Here is a 20,476-nt window from a genome sequence, read left to right as displayed (position 1 = left end):
GCCTTGATGCTCCTTGTGACCTTCTCGGACGGCACCGACGGCGGTCGACGGAGGCCCGGCGCGCTGCGCGATGGCGCAGTGCTGGATCTGGGTGCGCTCTCCTCGGGCGCGCTGCAGGATCTGCTGACTGTCGTACAGGGCGGAGCCGAGGCTCGGCGCGAGCTCGACCGGCTCGTCGACGACGCCTCTGCGCGAGCGCTGGAAGCTGCGACGCTGACGCTGGATTCCGTCACCCTCCACGCGCCGCTGCGCCCCGGCAAGATCATCGGGGTCGGGCTGAACTACGTCGAGCATGTCGAGGAATCCAGCCGCACCCTGGACACGGACAAGAACCTGCCCGAACGGCCCGTGCTGTTCAGCAAGCCGGCCACCGCGGTCGTCGGGCCCGGCGAACCGATCCTGCACGACGGGAACCTGACCGGTCAGCTCGACTGGGAGTGCGAACTCGCCGTGGTCATCGGGCGCACCGCCCGCAAGGTGAGCCGCGACGAGGCGCTCGACCACGTGTTCGGCTACAGCATCGTCAACGACATCTCCGCGCGGGACCAGCGCCGATCCGGCCAGTGGTTCTTCTCCAAGGGCCAGGACTCGTACGCACCGTTCGGCCCCGCGATCCGCACCGCCGACGAGGTACCCGACCCGCAGACGCTCGATCTCGGACTGAAGGTCAACGGCGAGGTGAAGCAGAAGGGCAACAGCGCGAACATGCTCTTCTCGATCGCCGAGCTGATCGCCGACATCTCCGCGGGCGTCACGCTCGAACCGGGCGATGTCATCGCCACCGGTTCGCCGCAGGGCGTCGGTGCGGCACAGAACCCGCCGCAGTTCCTGAAGCCCGGCGATGTCGTCGAAGCGACGATCGAGGGCATCGGCACGCTGCGCAACCCGGTGGTGGACGCACGATGAGCGTTGCCGGCAGGTATCGCATCGGGCAGATCGTGCCCAGCTCGAACGTCACCATGGAGACGGAGGTGCCCGAGCTCTTCCGTCGCCGCGAGCAACTGCATCCCGAACGGTTCACGTTCCACTCCAGCCGTATGCGGATGACCGAGGTGACCGCGGAGAAGCTCGCCGCGATGGACGCCGAGTCGGACCGATGTGCCGTCGAGCTGTCCGACGCACACGTCGACGTCCTCGGCTACGCCTGCCTCGTCGCGATCATGAGCATCGGGCCGGGATACCACCGCACCTCCGAGGCCAGGCTGCGCGAAGCCACGGCCGACAACGGCGCGGATGCACCGGTGGTCACCAGCGCCGGCGCGCTGGTGGACGGGCTGCGGATCCTCGGTGCCAGGAAGGTCGTGGCGATCACGCCCTATCTGCCCGAGCTGGCCCGGACCGTCATGGACTACATCGAGGGCGAGGGCGTACGGGTGCTCGATCACGTCGCGCTCGGCGTCCCCGGCAACCTCGAGGTCGCCGCCCAGGACCAGCGCAACCTCGTCCGGATCGCGCGGGAACTCGACCGCCCCGACGCCGACGTCGTCGTTCTCTCGGCGTGCGTGCAGATGCCCTCGCTGGACGTGGTCCAGGAGGTCGAGGACGAGCTCGGCAAGCCCGTCGTCTCGACGGCGATCTGCACCGCACACCGAATGATGCGAGCGATCGGACTTCCTGCCGAGGCGAGCGGCGCGGGGTCGCTGCTCGGCGGCGACTACGCGCTTGCCGATGCGCCGACGGAGGCCCTGTCATGACGTCCCCTGCACCGTCGACGGCGCAGGCGCCGGCCCAGCCCGAGTCCGACCGGCTGCCGAGCGTGATCATCCATCGTCAGCTCGAGTGGATCGACACCGACGCCGCCGGTCACCACCACCACAGCGTGGTGCTGCGCTGGGTGGAGGCCGCCGAGTCGGTGCTGCTCGACCGGCTCGGCGTGGGCCACCTCTTCGGCCGCATCCCACGTGTGCACTACGAGGTCGACTACCGCAGCCGACTCTGGCACGGCCAGCAGGTGCGGATCGAACTCGCGATCGTGCGGGTGGGCGAGAAGTCGATGAGATACGACTTCGTCGTGACCAGCGAAGGCCGGGTCGCCGCCACAGGAAACCTCGTGATCGCCATGGCCGCGCCGGACTCACCACACGCCGTCCCATGGTCGGATGACGTCCGCCGCGCCCTGACCTCCAACGGGGGCGAATCCGCGCCTGAATAAGCACCGACCGCGTCGGCACCCGGCTTTCCGGTGAATCCCGGTCTGATGCAGCGAGGGGATGCTGTACAGAGGAGTCACAGGGATGCAGGGACGGAGCGAGATGCTCTTTGATGACGTGATCGAGAAGATCGGGATGATCATCGACGCCGCCGGCGTCGCGATCATCGCCGTGGGTGCAGCGATCGCGGCTGTGGTTGCGGTCATACGACTTGCGAAGCACACGGCCGGGGCCGACGTCTACCGCCAGTTTCGGCGAATGCTCGCCCGTACCGTCCTCCTGGGACTGGAACTACTCGTGGCCGCCGACATCGTCCGAACCGTGGCGGTCATGCCCAGCCTCAACAGTGTGGCGGTGCTGGGCGGAATCGTCATCATCCGTACGTTCCTGAGTTTCTCCCTGGAGCTGGAGATCACCGGCCGCTGGCCATGGCAGAAGTCCAACACGCCGGATGTCGACAGCTCGGCATGACGTGATCGGGGGAAGTTCTATCGGTCGATGGGGACGAGGTCGGTGCGGTAGACGTCGGCCGCCCGGAATGTTGCGGGGACGCCGAGTTCCGCGGCGACGGCCGTGATCGCGGCGTCCCCGATCTCGAGGTCGGCCTGGCCGTCGTGGGTGAAGTACGGGATGACGAATCGGTCGAGGTGCGCGCGGATCTCCTCGTCGGTGTGGCGGCCCATGAAGCTCCGTACGTGGTCGACCACGGTGTCGGGCCGGTCCTGGATGGTGTGCAGGGCGCGCCGGTTGGCGCGGACCATCGCGTGCAGCGCCGGGCTGTCGAGCGGGATGTAGGTCGGGTCGACCATCACTCCCACGGTCGGGATCTGGAAGTGGTCGCCCACCCAGGCGAGCACCCGCCATCCCTCCTGCTCGGCCACCTGTTCGGGAGCCATCGTGCTGCCGATCAGTGCGGCGTCGATCTCACCGGCGCGCAGCCTGCGCAGGTGCATCCCGTAGTCACCGGGCATGCGGTACTGACACTCGAGGTCACGATCCGGGTCGAGCCCGGCCCGGCGCAGCACGATCCGGGCGAAACATCCCGGGGCCGTCTCCGGAGCGTGCACGGCCAGCTTGCGACCCTTCAGGTCCTGCAGCGACTCCAGCCCGGCGCGGCCGATGAACCAGAACAGCGGCCGGTGGGTGCTGACACTCAGCCCGGTCCACGGGATGTCGTCGGTGAGCCGCGACAGCATCGACCGACCCAACCCGATCGTCGCGCCGCGACGCAGCCGCTCGGTCGGCCAGGTGACCCCGTCGCGCAGCGCGACGCGCACCCCTTCGTCCTCGAAATAGCCCTCCTGGTCCGCGATGTACGCGACCAACTCCTCATGAATGCCACGTCCGACGTAAGCAAGATCGAGCGTTTCCACTACATCTTTCCCTTTCAGTCCATCGCAAGACCGCCGTTGACCGGCGCGTAGCTTCCCGTGGTGAAATCGGCTTCGTCACCCGCGAAGAAGGCCACCGTGCGGGCGACGTCGGCCGGGCGCGCGAGGCGACCGAGTGGCGTGGCCGCCGCCATCTGTTCCAGCAGCGCCGGGTCGAGCCTCTCCTCCGACCAGGTCTCCTCGACGGTCGCGGGCGCCACGACGTTGGCCGTGATGCCGTGCGGGCCCAACTCCTGCGCCAGATAGCGCGCGAACTGGTTCAGGGCGGCTTTGGCCGTGCCCAGCGCGATCATCCCGGAACGAGGACGGCGCGAGAGGCCCGTGCTCAGATAGACCAGCCGGCCACGGCCGCGCTCGACCATGTCCGGGACCACCGCCTTGGTCACGAGGAACGCCGCACGCATCTCCTGGTCGAGCTTCCCGCCCAGTTCCTCCCAAGTGAGGTCGCGGAAGGAGCCCATCGCGAACGGTGTGGGGGCGTTGTGCACCAGCGCGTCGACCCCGCCCCACCGGTCACGGACCTCGGCGAACATCCGATCCACGTCGGCGGGCAGGGTGACGTCGGCCTGCGCGGCCCACGCCTCTCCGCCGGCCGCGCTGATCTCGGCGACGACGGCGTCGGCCTCCGCACGGCTCGAGCGGTAGTTGACCACGGTCCGCATCCCGCGTTCGGCGAGCAACGTCGCGCACGCCCTCCCGATCCCGCGGCTTGCTCCCGTCACCACGGCAACTTGTGACACTCGTGGCCCTCCTTCCCGATGTCTTCCGTCGTTCCGACCCGGGGTGGTAGTAAACTAAAACCACCTTAGGTGAGTGGGTTGTGATCAGCAGCGGAATGTGAATTTGGACGCCGCGTCCATAGTCGTCCACGCCACTCGGCGATTCATCGCGTCGACGACAGCACCGGCGCCGTCGCGCAGCGTGCGGCGGTGTTCAGGGCTGCTGGTAGAGCGCAGCGAGATCGTCGGCGTGCCGGTGGTGGATCACTGATCGCCGGAGTTTGAACGTGGGGGTCAGTTCGCCCGATTCGACGGTCCACGTCGTTGCGAGCAACCGGAACCGTTTGATCTGTTCAGGTCGGGACAGGTGGCTGTTGGCCTCGTCCACGACGCACTGGGCCCGTGCGAGCACCGCCGGATGATGAACGAGTTCGTGCGGGTCGGCACCGGAAATGTGCTGGCTCCGGGCGAACTCCAGCAGATTTTCCGGCGTGGCGGTGAGCAGTGCGACGACGTACGGCCGTGCGTCACCGAAGGCAAGTACCTGGTCGACGAACGACCGTCCCGCCACCCGGAACTCGATCGCGGTCGGGGCGATGTTCTTGCCGGCCGCGGTGATGATGATGTCCTTCTTGCGGTCCGTGATGTGCAGTCGCCCGGCCTCGTCGATCCGGCCGATGTCGCCCGTGCGCAGCCAACCCCCGGTGGCGAACAGTTCGGCGTCCGCATCGGGCCGGTTGCGGTAGCCGGGGGCGTTGCCGGGTGAGCGCACCAGGATCTCGCCGTCGCCGGCGATGCGGATCTCGGCGCCCGGCAGGGGAAGGCCGACGGAGCCGCGGGAAGCGGTGCCGAGGCGGTCGCAGACGGCAACGCCGCCGGTCTCGGTGAGGCCGTACCCCTGGATGATCTCGATGCCGAGCGAGGCGAAGAAGCTCAGCACGTCGTCCGCGATCGGAGCCGCGGCGCTCGCAGTCATCAGCGCTCTCTCGAGCCCGAGCGCCGCCCGCACGTCTCGCAGTGCTCCTTCGCGGGCCAGAGCGGCCTGCATGCGAAGAGCTGCGGGAACGGGTGCATCGTCGTAGCGCTGCGCCCACTCGCACCGGAGGGTGTCGCGGCCGCGCGTGAGTTCGTCCTCCCGTGAGCTGAACGTGGGCGAGGCGAGGAGCCGTTCGGCGCCCAGGCGCAGCTTCTCCCACACTCGCGGAACAGCCATGAAGAAGCTCGGCCGGAACACGCGGAGATACTCCGCGAGCCGGTCAGGGGCGGGACAGCACAACACATGTCCGCCCGTCTGCAGCAGCAGGTAGACGCTCCACAGCCGTTCGGCGATGTGAGCGAGTGGCAGATAGGAGATCGCCCGGTACTCGCAGTCGGCCAGCCCGGCGCGCACGACGGCGCCGGCCATCCACCGCATGTTGCCGTGGGTCAGCACCACGCCTTTGGACGGACCGGTGGTGCCGGATGTGTAGACGTAGGTGACGGGATCGTCGGCGCGGATGGCGGCCTGGCGGCTCCGCAGCGTCGCGTCCTGCTGCGCGCGGTGCCCCGCGGTCAGCTCCTGCCAGTGGAGCTCGCCCTGCGTGGGTTCGCCGTCGACGTCGAGCGCGACGAGGACCGGTCGGTTCTGCACGACCCACGGAATCTCCGCGACCCTGGCGAGCGACGCAGGTCCGTCGACGACGATGATGCGCGGTTCCGCGTCGGACGCGACGTGGGCCAACTGCTCGGCGGACAGCGTGGGGTAGAGGGTGACCGATACGGCGCCGCAGTGCGCGGTGGCGAGGTCGGCGACCAGATGCTCGACCCGGTTGCCGGCCAGGATGGCCACGGTTTCGCGCGCCTGTAGGCCGAGGTCGAGAAACGCCGACGCGGCGTCGATGACGCATTGGCGGTAGTTCGCCCACGTCATCGTGTGCAGCTCGCCGTCGCGGAGTTCGGAGACGGCCGGCGCCTGCGGACGCAGCCGTGCCTGCTGCTCCAGCAAGGCGCAGATCGACTGCGTCGACGGGGTCTGGAGCATCAGCGGTTCTCGAAGACCAAATGGTCGTGGTTCGCCAGGAACTGCCGGGCGCCCTGCGAGAGAAGCTCACCGACGGCGTGCTGCATGTCGTGGCTCTCGAACAGCGGCGTCGCGGCATCGAGCAGGTAGCGGTCGGCGTCCCGGGGCCCGTGCGCGAGCCCGTACCGGACGAGCCGCTTGGTGACCGCATGCGCGGCCGTCGGTCCCTTGGCCAGGCGCTGTGCCCAGCCGAGTGCGTGATCCCGCAGCTCACCGTCCGGGACGACACGATTGATGATGTTCCAGCGCTCGAACGTGGCGGCGGTGTACTGCTCGGCCCCGAAGGTGATCTCCCGGGCGCGGGCAGGTCCGCAGCGCTCTGCCAGCCGGTAGACCCCGCCGAGGAACGTCGTCGCCCCGATCATGGCTTCGACCTGGGCGAAACGAGCCGACTCTTCGGCGACGACCAGGTCGCAGGCGAGCACGAGTTCCAGCCCGGCGGCCAGGCACAGGCCGTGCACCGCCGCGATGACCGGGAACGGGGCGTCCTCGATCGCGGCGATCAGTGGCATGGACCTGCCGATCAGTTCGCGTGCCTGGCCGATCGTGCGGGCCTGGAACATGGAAACGTCGGCGCCGCCGGAGAATGCGGCGCCATCGGCCTGGAGAATCAGCGCACGCTTGCCCTCGTCGGAGGCGCGCTCGAAGTCGGCCAGGAGGTGTTCGGACAACTCCTCGTCGAACAGGCTCGCTGGTGGGTTGCTCATCGTCACGACCGCCACGGTGTCCACGGCCTGATAGTCGGTGTGGCCCATTTACACCTTTCCTCCGGACATTTGCGCTGATCACGGCCCCGTATTGAGCGCTAGACTAAATCGTCTAGACCAGGTCGTCAAGGAATCGTGGAAGGTTATGGCCGCTTCGACGAACGGTTAGAATGGGCGGAAAGGACCTTTTCCATGGACGCAGAGGACATGAGCACGCAGCAGAGCGAGCCGTTGTCGCACAAGGAGCGGCTGCTTCGGCAAGGCCTGAAGTACTTCTACGACCGTGGCTTCCACGGCACCACGGTCGATGCGATCCTCGAGGCGTCGGCGGTGCCGAAGGGCTCCTTTTATCACCATTTCGGGTCGAAAGAGGAATTTGCGCGAGCTGTCCTGGACCGCTACACGGACTTCCAGCTCGCCCTGCTCGACCGCTGGGCGAACGAGCCGGATCTCTCCGCGACCGATCGGCTCGGCCGATACGTCGACGAACTGGTGGAGCTCTTCGTGCGGTCCGGCTACCGGCGGGCTTGCCTCGCAGGGAAGCTCTCCACCGAGGTCGCCGTCGGCTCCGACGCCTTCCGTGGGCAGATCGGCGCCTCCCTGCTCGCCTGGCGGGAGCACTTGGCCGCCCTCCTGACTCAGGGGCAGGAGGGCGGCGACGTCCGCACCGACCGCACGGCAGAGGAGTTGGCCACCGCGATACTCGCCGTCATCCAGGGCACCTTCGTCCTGTGCATCGCCACGCGCGACGAGGAGGCGCTGAAAGCGGTCCGATCGACCATTCATCTCCTGGTCGCGCCGCCCGCGGACTAGTACTCTTCCAGAGCGAAGGTGCAAAATAGAACACCTTCTGCGCGCTTCCGGAATGCGCACGCTCTGTCCGGCTTCACGCCGGGCCGGCGATCGCGTGTTGTTGCGGCATTCATCGCAGGGGGCTAGCGTGCTGCGGGATACGGCGGAACCCGGAGGGCGCGCAATCCTCGATACATCAGGCATTGGTCGCCGGGAAGAATCTTGCTGTTGTGCGCAGACGGGATGATACGGCGTGTATGACGCAGAGGTGGCTCGTGTGCTCCTCACGGAGCAACAGATTCGCAACAAGATCGACGAGCTGGCCGAGCAGCTCAGCCGGGATTTCCGAGAGCGTTGCCAGGATGGCCCTGATGACCTCCTGATGGTCGGTGTGCTGAAGGGCAGCGTCATGTTCCTGGCGGATCTGGCCCGCGCGTTGTCGATCCCGGCGCAGCTGGATTTTCTGACACTGAGCTCGTACGGGTCGGCCGCCGTGTCCTCGGGCAAGGTGCGTCTGGTCAAGGATCTCGAGGCGGATCTCAGCAGCCGGCACGTACTGATCGTCGAGGACGTCATCGACTCCGGGCTCACCCTGGCCTGGTTGCTGCAGCACCTCGCGGTACGCAAGCCGGCCTCGCTCGAGGTGTGTGCCCTGCTGCGCAAGGAGAGCACGCAGAAAGCCGATGTTCCGGTGCGCTATGTCGGGTTCGACATTCCGAATGAGTTCGTGGTCGGCTACGGAATCGACTTCGCCGAGCGCTACCGCAACCTGCCCTACATCGCGACCTTGGAACCTGCCGCTGAGCCCTGTACGCCTCGCTGAGGGTGTGATGGGCTGGCACGACGTCGCCGGATGACGAGATGCACAGGAGAACCGCGTGGACGAGTCTGATGTGGTCGTCATCGGTGCCGGTCATCACGGCCTGGTCGCTGCCACCGTGCTCGCCGACGCGGGGCTGTCCGTGGTGGTCGTCGAAGCCAACCCCACGGTGGGCGGGGCGGTACGGAGTGGCGAGGTGACGCTGCCCGGGTTCGTCCACGATCTCTTCGCAACGAATATGAACCTGTTCCTCGGATCGCCGTTCTTCGCGAAGTACGGTGCCGAGCTGGGCAACCACGGGTTGCGGTTCGCGAGGTCCGCTCATCCTTACGCATCGGTCTTCCCCGACGGTGCAAATCTTCGCGTCACATGCGACCAGGACGCCACTCTCGCGATGTGGCAGGAACATTCCCCGGCGGATGCGGCAGGGTGGGTTCGCCTTCGTGAACTCTTCGACGCGTTTGCTGCCTCCTACCTACCGATCTACACCAGCCCTCAGCCGTCGTGGGTCGCCATGAAGTCCGTGCGCGAGGCGTGGCGCCATCGCAAGGGCGTCTCACCGGGCGATCTTGCGGCAACGCTCCTCTCCTCCACCCGAGCACTCGGCGACCGATACTTCTCCACGCCCGAGGCGAAGTCGTTGGCGGCTGCCTGGGGCATGCACCTGGACTACGCGCCTGACATCGCCGGTGGCGCCGTCTTTCCCTTGCTGGAGATGTTCGCCGACATGCTGGGGGGCATGTCGCTGGTCGAAGGGGGCGCCGGGCGGCTTCCAGAGGCGATGGCCGCAGTGGTGAGAGCCAGGGGCGGCACCGTTCTCACCGGGGCGCGGGTCGCCCGCGTCGACGTCGACGGGAGCGGTGCGCGCGGTGTGACCCTCGCCGACGGGCAGCGGATCAGTGCGCGGCACGGGGTCGTCTCGACCGTCGTGCTGCCTCTTCTCGTGCAGGATCTCCTCGCCGATGCCGCGGTCCCCAACGGAATGTCGGCCGCCGCGCGAAACTATCGATTCGGGCCGGGCACCTTCATGCTGCACCTGGCTCTCGACGGCCGCATTCCGTGGCAGGATCCGCGGCTGTCCGATTTCGCGTACGTCCATGTCGGCTCCTACGTCGACGACATGGCGCGGACATACCAGCAGGCGGTGGCACACCAGTTGCCCGACGCCCCGTTGCTGGTGGTCGGCCAGACCAGCGTCGTCGATCCCACCAGGGTCGAACGGGCAGGACAGCACGTGGTGTGGATCCAGGTTCGCACGGTGCCGGCACAGATCACGGGCGATGCAGACGGGCAGATCAGTGGAACCCACTGGGCGGACGTGCGCGACGCCTACGCCGATCGCGTCACCGACATTCTCGAGGCGCACGCCCCGGGCCTCACGGGGCAGGTGCGCGCTCGGGCGATTTCCTCTCCCGACGATCTGGAGCAGGCGAACAGCAATCTCGCCGGCGGCGACTCGATCTCCGGCAGCCACCATCTCGATCAGTTCCTGATGTTGCGCCCCAGCCTGCGGCTCAGTCGTTATCGCACGCCGATACCCCGTCTCTTCCTGGCCGGTGCAGGAACCTGGCCGGGCGGAGGTGTCAACGCCATCTCCGGCCAACTGGCCGCCGAGACGCTGCTACGGACGATGCGACGCCGCCGTTTCAGGCCTACCCACACTCGGGCGTCGTGACGAACGCGAAGGCTGACGAAGGGGTGGCTTCATGCCAGTGCGATTGAGACTGCTCTCGGACTGAGGCAGTGACCGACGTCGAGCGACAGAGGAGCAGCCATGCACGAACGCGCAGCTACCGGTTCATTCGATTATGTGATGCACGGAGGTGCCGCACCGATGCACCTGCAGTGGTACTTTCGCGAATCGTCGCAGCTCCCTGTGGCGGTCCAGTTGTGGGGACTGCCTCCTGGCGGCAGTGAGGGAATGCACTCCCACCCGCGTGACAAACCGCTTGAGGAGCTCTATCTGGTTCTCAGCGGTCGCGTGGAGATGATGGTCGACGAGATCAACCATCGCTTGCAGCCGGGAGACGCGATTCTCGCACCTCCCGGATCCCGGCATGATCTCCGTAATACGGGCGAGGAGTCCGCTCAGGTGCTCGTGGTCTGGGGTGCGCCGGGCGCAGGGATTGACTGGTCCGCGTATGCGAGCGGCCGTGCCGCCCGTGCCGCCGCACCAGTCGGCAACGCGGACTGCCATCCGAGCTGCGGAACACCATGAATGGGCGAACTGCCGACTGTTTCGTCCGTCTCTTCGGTCTGAGTGATTAGGGCGCTCCGTGCTCCCGGATCAGCGCCGCGGCGCGCTCGCCGATGGCCAGCACCGTGGCGTTGGGGTTGGCTCCGACCAGGTCCGGCATCACCGATGCGTCGGCGACGCGCAGGTGCGTGATGCCCCGGACGCGGAGCTCGGTGTCGACCACTCCCTGGTCGTCGTCGCCGATCCGGCAGGTGCCTGCGGGATGGGCCCCGCTGTGCACGGACTCCCGCAGGTATTCGCGCAACCGGGATTGATCCTCGATGTCCGGGCCCGGCCGGAGTTCCTCCTCGCTCCAGCCGGCGAGGGCCCGGGTGCCGGCGATCTCACGGGCCATCCGCAGCCCGGCCAGCAACACCGCCACGTCCCTGTCATCGGTGAGGAGGCCGGGATCGATCCGGGGCGCGACGGCGGGGTCGGCCGAGGCCAGCGTCACCGTTCCGCGACTGTGTGGGCGTGCGGCGGCGACGGCAACGGCGTAGCCGTCAACCGGAACGGTTGCGGGATAGAACGGGCGGTCGAAGAAGAAGATCTGGACGTCCGGTGCGTCGAGAGACCGGGTGGTGCGGAGCAGGGCGCCCAGAAGCCGGTGGACCGCCATGCCGGAGGCCGCCGGCCCGGCCGTCGACCGGATCACACGGGCCATCGGATGGTCCTGCAGATTCCGGCCGACCCCGGGGAGATCGGCAACGACGTCGATCCCGTGGCGGCGGAGGTCGTCGGCCGGCCCGATACCCGACACCATCAGCAGGTGCGGAGACCCGATCGCTCCGGCGCACAGCACCACATCCCGCGTGGCTTCGATCCGCCGCCGCGCACCGTCGAGGACGTACTCCACGCCCCGGCACCTGCCGCCGGAGATCACCAGGCCGCGGACCAGGGCGCCGGCCATGACCGTCAGGTTCGGCCGGTGCGCGAGGATGGGGCGGATGTAGGCGTCGGCCGCGGACTGCCGGTGCCCGTCCACGATGTTCTGCTCGATCCAGCCCGCGCCTTCTTGATCGGCGCCGTTGAGGTCGTCCGAGACCGGGAGGCCGAGTTCGGCCAGGGCATCGAAGGCGGCGCTCTCGAACGGCTGGACGTCCTCGGCGCCTGTCACGATCATGGGACCGCCGGTACCCCGGTACCGCTCGTCACGGCCGACTGCGTGCTCGCTTCGGCAGAAATAGGGGAGCAGATCCTCGTATCCCCACCCCGTCGCGCCCGCCGCGGACCAGCCGTCGTAGTTGGCCCGGTGCCCGCGCAGATGCACCATCCCGTTGATGCTGCTCGTCCCGCCCAGCACCCGGCCCCGCGGATAGGTCAGGTCCCTGCCGGTCAGGGCGGTCTGGGGCTCGCTGGTGTACGCCCAGTCGACCGAGGTGCCCAGCAGCGTCGGCCAGGTCGACGGCACGGACATCGCCTCCGGACCGTCGGCCGCTCCTGCTTCCAGGAGCACGACTCTCACGTCCGGGTCCTCGGACAGTCGTGAGGCGACCACACATCCGGCAGTGCCTGCACCCACGACGAGATAGTCAATGGTGTCGGAATCGCTGTAGATGTCCACGATCACCCTTTCGCTCGCCCCGCAGCGAATTCGAGGGTACGGTGACGCGCCCGCTTGCGGAATCAGAGCGGCGAGCTATTTTTGAATTCTCGCTCACCGGAAGAATAAATCCGACTCCCGTCAATCGACCATCTCGAAATATGGAACCTCGTGCGTGAAGTCGGCACGTACCCGGTCGCCGACCGTCAGCGTGGGTGCGCAGCGCCCCATCGCGCGGACCTGCTCGTCGAGCTCGACGAGGCAGATCCCGAACGGTGTGGGTGGGTGATCCCCTCCCCGGGGTGCCCGATGGACGACGGTGATGGCGGTGACGGTGCCGACTCCGTCGCTGGGGAGGCGGTCGATCCTGTCGTGTCCGCAGGTCGGGCACCGGTCCCGGGGCAAGTAGCCGCGTCGGCCGCATCGCCGGCACCGGCTGTAGAGGATCCGGGGGATGCCCTGGGTCCAGTCGGCATCCGATCCGAGCTCGGTGCTCATGGGGCCTCCACCACGATGCTGACGTGCGCCGACATGACTCCGCCGTCGGCGTGTGCGAGCGCGGTCCGGGGCGGGCGGGGTACCTGCCGCGCTCCGGCGGCCCCGCGCAGCTGCGTCACCACCTCGGCCAGGTGCGCCATCCCGCCGCCCACCCCGCAGTGTCCGTAGGACAGCAGGCCGCCGTGTGTGTTGAGGGGAAGACGGCCGGTGCGGTCGAAGCTGCCGCGGGCGGCGTCGGCGCCGCCGGTGCCCGGGGTGGAGAAACCGATCTCTTCGAGGAGCATCGCGAGGGTGATCGTGAAGCTGTCGTAGATGCCTGCGATGTCGACGTCGTCGAGATCGCGGCCCGCCCGTCTCAGAGCCGTGCGTGCGGCGCGGCGGGCTCCCAGGTCGGCGTAGTCGGCTTCGCAGATGTGTTGATGGCGATGCCCCTCTCCGATCCCGGTGATGCGCACTGCCCGTCCGCCTCGGGGCTGCGCGCTGACGAGGAACGCGGCCCCGCCGTCGGAGACGGGACAACAGTCCAGGAGCCGGAGAGGTTCGGCGATCATGCGCGACTGCTCGACGTCGGCGATCGTGACGGGTGTGCGCAGGTGAGCCCCCTCGGTCGGGACGGCGTGGGCCCGCATCTGCACGGCCAGCGGCGCGAGGTCGGCCGGGGTGAGGCTGTGTCGGGCGAGGTGGTGTGACGCCAGGAGCGCGTAGTAGGCGGGAACGGTTGCGCCGAGCGGGACCTCGTACCGGCGGTGCCCGACCTGGGCCAGTGTCCTGGTCGAGACGTCGCCGCTCTGCCCGCTCGCTCGGTCCTCTCCGGCCGCGACGAGCACCGTCGTCGCGTCGCCTGCCCGGATCAGCCGTGCTGCGGCGGCCACCATCGCGAGCCCTGTCGCGCCGCCCGCACTCATTCCGAACGCAGCGCCGGGCCGGGTGCCGATCTGCTCGGCGAGCAGATCGGCAGGCATCAGATGGCCCTGGGTCGTCGCGTAGCCGCAGATCACGGCATCGACCTCGGTCGCGAGAACCTGCGCGTCGTCGAGGGCTGTCAGTGCCGCGCGAGCCTGCCAATCGAGGGCAGTGGGACCGGGCTGCCGGCCGAACGGGGTCAGTCCCACCCCGCTGAGCCACGGGCCACCGTTGCCGGTCATCGGGCCGCGGGTGCTGGACGCACCTTCACCATGACGTCCATCCGACCTTCCTGCGTCACGTCGCCGTGCTGGTTGACCAGCGAGAACCGGCGCCCCACGACACCGGTGTCGCCCCGGCTGGTCAACCGGGTGTCGAGGATCGTGACCCGCGCGTGCACGGTGTCGCCGATCCTCACCGGCGCGCGGAATCGCCAACCGTCGATTCCGAGAAGCGCGACGGCACTTCCCTCGAACGCGCCTGTCCGGGAGATGAGGCCCAGGCAGAGGGACAGGCCGAGTGCGCCGTGCGCGATGCGTTCGCCGAAACGGCCCGTGGCTGCCGCCACGGCGTCGGTGTGGACGGGGTTGTAGTCGCCGGTCCAGGCCGCGAAGGACACGACGTCGGCCTCGGTCACGGTCCGAGCGGGGGACACCAGTTCCTGCCCTGTCGTGAAGTCCTCGAAATACAGGGGCATGTCTCCTCCTGGAGTCAGCTCGCCTCGCGTGGGCGGCCGGTCGAGGGCTGGGGGTGCGCAGCGGCCTCCGCCGTGCACTGCGCGGCGATACGCCTCATGTGCCGGCAGACGTCGCGACGCTCGTCGTCGCCGAGTGCCGCCAGCACGCCGAGCGCCACGAGCACACCGGCCAGTTCGTGGCGGGCGTTCACCACCGGGCAGGACACGGCGTAGATACCGGCGACGTACTCACCCGTGGACTCGAGGATCTCGCCGCGGCGCAGCGCGTCGACCTGTTCGAGGTACCTGGTGGGGTCGGTCGTGGTCGCTGCCGTCATCTGCGCCAGTCCGGGGGCGAGCAGCCGCTCGCGCTCCTCGTCGTCGGCGAAGGCGACGACCCACTTGCCGTAGGAGACCGATGTGATCGGGAACCGATTCCCCACGGAGACGCTCACGCCCGCGGCAGACGGCGGCTCGACCTTGGCCATGTACATCATCCGGTTGTCGCCGGCGCGCTGGACGAACGCTGCGGTGAGGCCGGTGTGCCGCGAGATCGCTGTGAGCAGCGGGCGCACCCGGTGGAGCACATCGAGCCCCTCCTCGGCCCGCACCCCGATCACGACCGCGTACTCGCCGAGCCGGTAGCGGCGGGTCTCGTCGTCGTAGGAGAGCAGGTCGTGCCCCTGCAGGGTGCGCAGGACACGCAGGCAGGTCGTCTTGGAGACGTCCAACTCGGCGGCGATCTCGGAGAGCGTGCTCTCACGGGTGCGGTAGCGGCTGAGCAGCTTGAGCACCCTGGCGGCGAGGTCCGCACCGGGCGAGTGATAGCCGGTTTGTGCCATATATGAAACGCCGTTCCTTTGGCTCACTGTCAGCGGACTATGGCAAGGGGATCTTCGGCCTGTCAAAGGCCGCGTTCGAAGCAGACGAGACCGTTTCACTGGTGGAACGAGCGGTTGACACCGGCAGCGGTGCGGCGAAATCTCGCGACGGCGATCTTGAGCGGCACGACGCCGCGAGCTCACCGACGAGCGGAGCAGCATGACCGATGAACCCGACCCGGCACACCGGGGCGACCGCGGGCCGTGGCTGGAGATCTACGACGGCACGGTTGATCCGCAGCAGCTCGCGCGCTGGCTCGCAGCGTTGAGTGTCCTCGGGTTGGCCGTGTTCCTCGGCGCGAGCGCTCTGTTCGGCGCCATCGCCGACGCCGGGATCGCCCGCGGGTACGCGCTGCTCGCCGGTCTCGCGGCGGTGGTTGCCGGCGCGGCGGTGTCCGCGACGCGGGTGCGGCCCAAACGGATCGTGACCGAGGACGGGCTGGACGCTGCTGCGGTGGAGGCGGCTGCTCGCGACCTCTCGGCGGTCGCGGGCGGATCTCTCGACGCGCGCACCGCGCCCGCCGCCGTCATCGAGGAGATGCGTCGCGCAGGCCTCGAACAACTGCTCCTGGTCGATCAGGCAGGCCGGCAGCCCGTCGCGGTGCCCGGGAAGGCCGGCGGTGACCAGCCTTCTGCCTGACATCGCCTGGGCCATCGGCGCCGGACTGGTCGCAGCCGTCTTCTTCAGCGCCATCGGGGTGATCGGTGGGACCGACGAGACCGGCACGATCGTCCCGCCGACGCTGCTGATCATCCTGCTCGGCGTCCCGCCGTCCGGCGTCATCGCGTTCTTCCTGGCTGCCGTGATGGCCAAGCACATGACACACGCGATCCCGACGACGCTTCTCGGCATTCCCGGCGACACGATGGCCGTCCCGCTGATGGACGAGGCCGCGCAGCTGCGCAGGCTCGGCGTGCCGCACATCGCCCTGCACAAGATCCTTGCGGGCGGGCTCGTCGCGTCCTTCATCGCGGTGCCGGTGGCGGTGGGTGTCGCCGCGTTGATCGCGCCGTTCTCCGACGCCGTTGCGAGCGCGGCGCCGTGGTTGTTCCTGGTGGCGGCGCTGCTGATCGCCTACTTCTCGCCCGCGCGGTGGGCGGGTGTGGCGGCGTTGGCGCCATTCGTCGTGCTGGTTCTCGCCGCCAACGCACTCGCCACGCAGTATCACGGCCACCTGTCCGCCGCGTTCTTCCTGGGCATCGCCACCGGCCCGATGATCTTCGATCTCCTCGCGAGCCTCTCGCCGCCCATGCGTGAGCGCATGCGCCGCACGATCCCGCAGACCGTCCGGCTGGCCCCGGACAGCGCGGAGAGCCGCGGCTGGTTCCCCAACCCGTTCCGGGTGTTGGACGGCACTCAGCTCCGGTGGCTCGTCGGTGCCGCCGCCGTCACCAGCGCCACCTTCGTCTTCAGCCCCGTCGCGACGACGGTCGCCGTCGGCGAGTTCGTGAAGGCCCGGATCCCCAACTCCTATCACCGGCTCACCACTGCGCTGGCGGTGCGCAACGGCGTCACACAGGCCACCTACCTCGGGGAGACGTTGATCCCGCTGGTCGCGTTCGGCCTGCCGCTGAGTCCGCTCGGGGCCAGCGTCGCGGCGCCCCTGTTCAACGCTCCACCGCGGTTCACCGTGGACCAGCAGACGGGCCGGGTCGAGAACCTGCACACCCTGCTCGCCCCCTGGCAGTTCCTGGTGTTCGGTCTGATCGCCATGGCCGTTGCGGCCTCGATCTCCTACCCGTTCGCCATGCGCTACGCCCACTCCGCGGCGAGATGGGTGACGCGGCGCATCAGCCACGAGACGGTCGTCGCGACCTTCACCGCCCTTCTGCTCGTGATCAGCGTGTGGGAGGGGGGTCTGCTCGGGCTCGCCGTGGCGCTCACGATCTCGGTGGTCTCGGGCGCCCTCATCCGGCTGCTCCGCGTGCCCGCCGGCGTGCTGTTCATGGGCTACTACGTGGCCACCCTGTCCGTCCCCGCGCTGCTCACCCTCGCGTGACGCGGCCCGACCCCAGAAAAGGACCCCGACCGTGCCGATCGCCCGTGACCCGTTGCACGCTGTGCTGGACCCAGGATCCGTGGCGATCATCGGTGCGTCCAGCGATCCCGACAAGGTCGGTGGACGCCCCGTCGATTACCTGCGTCGGTACGGCTTCGGTGGCGTCATCCATCCCGTGAACCCGCGCCGCGACGAGGTGCAGGGCCTGCGTACGGTGCCGAGCCTCGCGGCCCTCGACGAACCGGTCGACGTCGTGCTCGTCGCGGTACCCGGAGCGTCGGCGGTGGAAGCGGTGGAGGCAGCGGCGAAAGCCGGGGCCCTCGCGACGATCGTCATGACGGCGGGGTTCGGCGAGACCGGGAGCCCGGAGGGCGTCGCGCAGCAGCAACGGATGCTCACAGCGGCCCGGGCGGCCGGAATGCGCCTGTTCGGGCCGAACTCGCAAGGGCTGGCCAACTTCGGCACCGGTGCGGTTCTCGGGTTCTCCACGATGTTCGCCGAGCAGCCGCCGCAGGACGGCCCGGTCGCCGTCATCAGCCAGAGCGGCGCGATGTGCTCGGTGCCCTACGGGCTGCTGAGGCGGCGCGGCATCGGCGTCCGGCACGCACACGCCACCGGAAACGACGCCGACGTGACCGTCGGCGAACTGGCCGCAGCGGTCGCGGCCGATCCCCAGGTCCGCTTGATCCTGCTCTACCTGGAGAACCTCTCCGACCCGGAGTCCCTGGCCGCTGCGGCCCGGGTGGCCCGGGAGCGGGACCTGCCGATCGTCGCGCTGATGGGCGGGCGCAGCGCCGCCGGGCAGCGCGCCGCGAAGTCGCACACCGGGGCGCTCGCCGGCGAGCGCCGCGTGATCGACGCCTACTTCGCCGAGCTCGGCATCCGGCGGGCCATGAGCATGCCGGAGCTGGTCGACACGACGGAGTTGTATCTGCAGGACTGGCGCCCGCAGGGTCGCCGGCTGGTCGTCGTCAGCAACTCCGGTGCGGTGTGCGTCCTTGCCGCCGACGCGGCCGAGGACCGCGCCATGCCGCTCGCCGCACTGTCCGCGGAGACCGAAGAGCGTGTCGCCGCGGTCCTGCCCGGCTTCGCCACCTCGTCGAACCCCATCGACGTCACCGCGGCGCTCCTCACCGACAGCGGGCTGTTCGGCAAGGTACTGCCCCTGGTCGCGGAGGACCCGGACGCCGACGCGTTCCTGCTCGGGATTCCCGTGGCGGGCAAGGGCTACGACGTACCGCGGTTCGCCGTCGACGCGGCCGGGTTCGCCGCGCGTACGGGCAAACCTCTGGTTGTCGCCGCGCCGCAGGAGTCGGTTGCGGAGGAGTTCCGTCGCCGCGGCATGACCGTCTACCCGGACGAGTCGACCGCGATCGGCGCGCTCGACCACTACCTGACACACGCACAGTTGCGACGCTCGGCGCGAACGGAACCTCGTTCGTACGGGACCGGAGCGGCGTCGCCCGACCCCGTCACACTCGACGAGGCCGCCGCGCTCGCGAGGCTCGCCGGCGCAGGGATTCCCGTCGTGCGACATCACCTGTGCCGCAGCCGGGACGAGGCGATCGCGGCGTTCGCCGAGCTCGGGCCCGGAGCCGTCGTCGCAAAGGGCTGCTCGATCGATGCGCCGCACAAGTCCGAGCACGGCCTCGTCGAGCTCGGCCTGATCACAGCCGACGCCACCGGCGCTGCATACGACCGGCTCACCACGCGGATTCGGCAGCTCGGGCTCACGTTCGGTGGCGTGATCATCGCCGAGCACGTCCGTGCGTTGCACGAGATGGTGGTCGGGGCTCGCCGCGACCCCACCTTCGGACCTGTCGTCCTCGTCGGGCAGGGCGGGAAGTACGTCGAGTACCTCCCGGACGTTCAGGTCATGCTCGCGCCGCTGGAGCGCGAACGTGCCCTGCAAGCGATCGGGCAGTTGCGGCTCGCCCGCGTGCTCGGCGGGGTCCGTGGAGAACCCGCCGCGGACGTCGACGCCCTCGCCGACCTGGCGGTGCGTGTGGGCGAGATGGTGGCGGCCGACCCCGGCCTCGTCGCGATCGACATCAACCCGGTCATGCTCCGGGCGGCCGGCGAGGGCGCCGTCATCGTCGACGCGCTGGTCCTCACCGGGTGATCAACGAGCGGTAACCGTGGCTAGCCGCCGACCACATCCCGGCCGGTGGGCTCGGGCCCGCCCGACCCCACCGACGTCCCGTGGGAGCGGTGAGGGCAGGGGAGCCCGGGCACGAACAGGGCTCGGCTCAGCGCAGGCCGAGCTTGCTGGAGCACGCCGGCCATGCTCCCCAGCCCTGCGCAGCGAGGACGCGCTGGGCGACAGCGATCTGCTGGTCGCGGCTGGCCTGGTGAGGCATGCCCTGGCCGCCGAATCCTCGCCACGTGCTCATCGTGAATTGCAGACCGCCGTAGAAACCGTTTCCGGTGTTGGTCTGCCAGTTGCCGCTGCTCTCGCACTGAGCGACTCGGTCCCAGACGGTGGCCGGCGCAGCGTTCGCGGTTCCGGCGATGGCGAGGGGGATTCCGAGCGCAACTGCGCCGGCCACGGCCACGCGGAGGAGAGCTCGACTCTTGCGGGGTTTCGGGGTGTTCATTCTGATTTTCTCCATGGCGCACCCCGAGACGAACCTGCTTGGCAGCGGGTTAGAGGCAGCTGGAAAAATGGGGTCCAGGTGCTTCTTCGAGCCACGGGGTCGGCTCGATAAATGGCCGTCTCGGCCCAGTCCCGACGGGGGATCGGCGGACCGGAACCGGGGACTGGGGGCGGTGCGACGGTTCCGGATGTTTTTCCGATCGCTCCTCTCCGGAACGACCGCCACATGAAGCTACGAGTTCCGTCCGCATGATCGCTGGGTGACCCATCTCACCTGATCAAATGATCTGATCACTAATTGTGTAAATTACCTGGTCGCGGCCGGGATGCCTGGAATTGATCACGGTGACGGAACGGCAGATGAAATACATTCATCTTGAAAGTAGTGATCCGGCGCACATGGTGGACCCGGTTTGGATCTTTTCCGGGGTGCCCGGCGGTGCGGTCGCGGCGTGATTCTGTCCGTGCGCTCGGCGGCGCCTACGTCGAGCGAGCGCTACCAGCA

The 20,476-nt window shown here is 68.8% G+C and carries 20 protein-coding genes and 1 pseudogene; 11 read left to right on the top strand and 10 right to left on the bottom strand.

Annotation, left to right across the window (positions count from 1 at the left end; all coding sequences use genetic code 11):
• Positions 1–6: 6 nt before the first annotated feature.
• The 4 genes from ABD743_RS03395 to ABD743_RS03380 all read left to right on the top strand — a co-directional run bounded on the left by ABD743_RS03395 (position 7) and on the right by ABD743_RS03380 (position 2,621).
• The gene (locus ABD743_RS03395) at positions 7–906 is read left to right on the top strand and encodes a fumarylacetoacetate hydrolase family protein (RefSeq protein ID WP_344718678.1); all 900 of its coding nucleotides are present in this window, start codon (positions 7–9) and stop codon (positions 904–906) included.
• Complete coding sequence (locus ABD743_RS03390; protein ID WP_344718675.1) at positions 903–1,694, top strand: maleate cis-trans isomerase family protein; 792 nt, start codon at positions 903–905, stop codon at positions 1,692–1,694. The genes ABD743_RS03395 and ABD743_RS03390 overlap by 4 nt, the downstream gene beginning before the upstream one ends.
• On the top strand, positions 1,691–2,152 hold the full coding sequence (locus ABD743_RS03385; RefSeq protein ID WP_344718673.1) for an acyl-CoA thioesterase: 462 nt from the start codon (positions 1,691–1,693) through the stop codon (positions 2,150–2,152). Before ABD743_RS03390 ends, ABD743_RS03385 begins: the two co-directional genes overlap by 4 nt.
• Before the next feature lie 100 nt (positions 2,153–2,252).
• Positions 2,253–2,621, top strand: a complete 369-nt coding sequence (locus ABD743_RS03380) for a DUF1622 domain-containing protein (RefSeq protein WP_344718671.1) — start codon at positions 2,253–2,255, stop codon at positions 2,619–2,621.
• A 17-nt stretch (positions 2,622–2,638) separates the two neighbouring features.
• Here the strand turns inward: ABD743_RS03380 and ABD743_RS03375 are convergent, their stop codons facing one another.
• The 4 genes from ABD743_RS03375 to ABD743_RS03360 all read right to left on the bottom strand — a co-directional run bounded on the left by ABD743_RS03375 (position 2,639) and on the right by ABD743_RS03360 (position 7,074).
• Positions 2,639–3,523, bottom strand: coding sequence for an ABC transporter substrate-binding protein (locus ABD743_RS03375; RefSeq protein ID WP_344718669.1), 885 nt, complete (start codon positions 3,521–3,523; stop codon positions 2,639–2,641).
• Positions 3,524–3,537: 14 nt separating this feature from the next.
• Positions 3,538–4,281: an SDR family NAD(P)-dependent oxidoreductase gene (locus ABD743_RS03370; protein ID WP_344718667.1), complete on the bottom strand. Its 744-nt coding sequence runs from the start codon at positions 4,279–4,281 to the stop codon at positions 3,538–3,540.
• Between the two features lie 193 nt (positions 4,282–4,474).
• The gene (locus tag ABD743_RS03365; RefSeq protein ID WP_344718665.1) at positions 4,475–6,280 is read right to left on the bottom strand and encodes an AMP-dependent synthetase/ligase; all 1,806 of its coding nucleotides are present in this window, start codon (positions 6,278–6,280) and stop codon (positions 4,475–4,477) included.
• Positions 6,280–7,074, bottom strand: a complete 795-nt coding sequence (locus ABD743_RS03360; protein ID WP_344718663.1) for an enoyl-CoA hydratase/isomerase family protein — start codon at positions 7,072–7,074, stop codon at positions 6,280–6,282. The genes ABD743_RS03365 and ABD743_RS03360 overlap by 1 nt, the downstream gene beginning before the upstream one ends.
• A gap of 144 nt (positions 7,075–7,218) precedes the next feature.
• Between ABD743_RS03360 and ABD743_RS03355 the strand changes: the two genes are divergently transcribed.
• From ABD743_RS03355 to ABD743_RS03340, 4 genes are all read left to right on the top strand, one after another.
• Positions 7,219–7,839, top strand: coding sequence for a TetR/AcrR family transcriptional regulator (locus ABD743_RS03355; RefSeq protein WP_344718661.1), 621 nt, complete (start codon positions 7,219–7,221; stop codon positions 7,837–7,839).
• A 232-nt stretch (positions 7,840–8,071) separates the two neighbouring features.
• Complete coding sequence (gene hpt / locus ABD743_RS03350; RefSeq protein ID WP_344718659.1) at positions 8,072–8,641, top strand: hypoxanthine phosphoribosyltransferase; 570 nt, start codon at positions 8,072–8,074, stop codon at positions 8,639–8,641.
• A gap of 55 nt (positions 8,642–8,696) precedes the next feature.
• Positions 8,697–10,313 carry a phytoene desaturase family protein gene (locus tag ABD743_RS03345; protein ID WP_344718657.1) on the top strand — a complete coding sequence of 539 codons (1,617 nt, stop codon included), beginning with the start codon at positions 8,697–8,699 and terminating at the stop codon, positions 10,311–10,313.
• Positions 10,314–10,412: 99 nt separating this feature from the next.
• Positions 10,413–10,856 (top strand): cupin domain-containing protein, encoded by a 444-nt coding sequence (locus ABD743_RS03340; RefSeq protein WP_344718655.1) that lies wholly within the window; start codon positions 10,413–10,415, stop codon positions 10,854–10,856.
• Positions 10,857–10,902: 46 nt separating this feature from the next.
• Here the strand turns inward: ABD743_RS03340 and ABD743_RS03335 are convergent, their stop codons facing one another.
• The 5 genes from ABD743_RS03335 to ABD743_RS03315 all read right to left on the bottom strand — a co-directional run bounded on the left by ABD743_RS03335 (position 10,903) and on the right by ABD743_RS03315 (position 15,336).
• Positions 10,903–12,396 (bottom strand): GMC family oxidoreductase, encoded by a 1,494-nt coding sequence (locus ABD743_RS03335; protein WP_344718793.1) that lies wholly within the window; start codon positions 12,394–12,396, stop codon positions 10,903–10,905.
• A gap of 162 nt (positions 12,397–12,558) precedes the next feature.
• Positions 12,559–12,915, bottom strand: a complete 357-nt coding sequence (locus ABD743_RS03330; RefSeq protein ID WP_344718653.1) for a Zn-ribbon domain-containing OB-fold protein — start codon at positions 12,913–12,915, stop codon at positions 12,559–12,561.
• Positions 12,912–14,060 carry a thiolase family protein gene (locus tag ABD743_RS03325; RefSeq protein WP_344718651.1) on the bottom strand — a complete coding sequence of 383 codons (1,149 nt, stop codon included), beginning with the start codon at positions 14,058–14,060 and terminating at the stop codon, positions 12,912–12,914. Before ABD743_RS03325 ends, ABD743_RS03330 begins: the two co-directional genes overlap by 4 nt.
• Positions 14,057–14,515 carry a MaoC/PaaZ C-terminal domain-containing protein gene (locus ABD743_RS03320; protein WP_344718649.1) on the bottom strand — a complete coding sequence of 153 codons (459 nt, stop codon included), beginning with the start codon at positions 14,513–14,515 and terminating at the stop codon, positions 14,057–14,059. The genes ABD743_RS03325 and ABD743_RS03320 overlap by 4 nt, the downstream gene beginning before the upstream one ends.
• Before the next feature lie 14 nt (positions 14,516–14,529).
• Positions 14,530–15,336, bottom strand: coding sequence for an IclR family transcriptional regulator (locus ABD743_RS03315; RefSeq protein ID WP_344718647.1), 807 nt, complete (start codon positions 15,334–15,336; stop codon positions 14,530–14,532).
• A gap of 199 nt (positions 15,337–15,535) precedes the next feature.
• Here ABD743_RS03315 and ABD743_RS03310 point away from each other — a divergent pair, with 199 nt between their 5' ends.
• Genes ABD743_RS03310 through ABD743_RS03300 form a run of 3 tightly spaced genes read left to right on the top strand, consistent with a single transcriptional unit; the run spans position 15,536 to position 19,497 of the window.
• Entirely contained in the window at positions 15,536–16,015 is a 480-nt protein-coding gene (locus ABD743_RS03310; RefSeq protein ID WP_344718645.1) for a hypothetical protein, read from the top strand.
• Positions 15,996–17,375, top strand: coding sequence for a tripartite tricarboxylate transporter permease (locus tag ABD743_RS03305; RefSeq protein WP_344718643.1), 1,380 nt, complete (start codon positions 15,996–15,998; stop codon positions 17,373–17,375). The genes ABD743_RS03310 and ABD743_RS03305 overlap by 20 nt, the downstream gene beginning before the upstream one ends.
• A gap of 31 nt (positions 17,376–17,406) precedes the next feature.
• Positions 17,407–19,497, top strand: coding sequence for an acetate--CoA ligase family protein (locus tag ABD743_RS03300; RefSeq protein WP_344718641.1), 2,091 nt, complete (start codon positions 17,407–17,409; stop codon positions 19,495–19,497).
• Between the two features lie 136 nt (positions 19,498–19,633).
• On the opposite strand, the pseudogene ABD743_RS03295 reads toward ABD743_RS03300, so the two are convergent.
• Positions 19,634–19,987: pseudogene (locus ABD743_RS03295) on the bottom strand (transglycosylase family protein); the annotation flags it as partial.
• Positions 19,988–20,476 lie beyond the last annotated feature (489 nt).

This window comes from Pseudonocardia yunnanensis, assembly GCF_039534065.1.
Lineage (GTDB): Bacteria > Actinomycetota > Actinomycetes > Mycobacteriales > Pseudonocardiaceae > Pseudonocardia > Pseudonocardia yunnanensis.
The sequence above is the reverse complement of the archived record's forward strand: the minus strand, read 5'-3'. Positions and strand labels throughout refer to the sequence as shown.